Source organism: Actinocorallia aurea (genome assembly GCF_054783995.1).
In genome coordinates this window covers 1-724 of record NZ_BAAGPQ010000047.1, presented here as the reverse complement: position 1 = coordinate 724, position 724 = coordinate 1, and the positions used below count along the sequence as shown (strand labels likewise).

Annotated in this window: 1 protein-coding gene; it reads left to right on the top strand. The window is 70.4% G+C overall.

Annotation, left to right across the window (positions count from 1 at the left end; all coding sequences use genetic code 11):
• Positions 1–240 precede the first annotated feature (240 nt).
• Positions 241–724: hypothetical protein (locus tag ACYVOM_RS41085; protein ID WP_460309059.1), on the top strand; the 484-nt coding region annotated here is incomplete at its 3' end.

Below are 724 nucleotides of genomic sequence, written 5' to 3'. Positions count from 1 at the left end.
GCGTGGGGGCACCGAGGGAGGACGAGCCGAGATGGTGGCCGAGACCGCGGCAGCGGTGACCCCGGGGTGACAGCCCCGGGGCGCCGCCCGGCCCGCGCCAGCTCCTCGCCGCCCGCCCCGCCCAGATGCGCACGACGGCCTGCGGGGCACCACGGGCGGCCGGACCGGCATGGTCCGGCCGGTCCTCCCCGCACAGACCGGCCCGGCTCCGGCCGTGGCCCTCACCACAGGAAGCACGCCATGAGTGATCCCAAGAAGGTCCTGTCCGATCTGATCCTGTCCACCTCGACGGAACACGCGCCGCTCGACGCCCCCTGGGACGCGATCGACATCGCCGACTGGCTGCTGAACCTCCCGGACAAGGAATACCAGCGCTGCGCTCCGCCCGACCACAAGGCAGCCGGCTACACCACCACCGACGACGGCCGGCCGATGTCGATCAACGTCGAGATGATCGGCACCGGACTGGTGATCCAGCACTACGTCGCCGAGACCGCCGAGAAGCACCACTGCCACATGGTCTCGACCTCCGACGTGCTCACCCCGCACGGCTGGACGACGGTCCAGGTGATCTGGGACCTGTCCGCCAAGGACAACGGCGACGGCACCGTCACCTACACCAACCAGGTCACCAGCCACCCCACCCAGGAGTTCATGGACTTCATCGAGAGCAACGGCAGCACCTTCGCGGAGGCCGCAACCGCACGACAGACCGCCTCCGGCG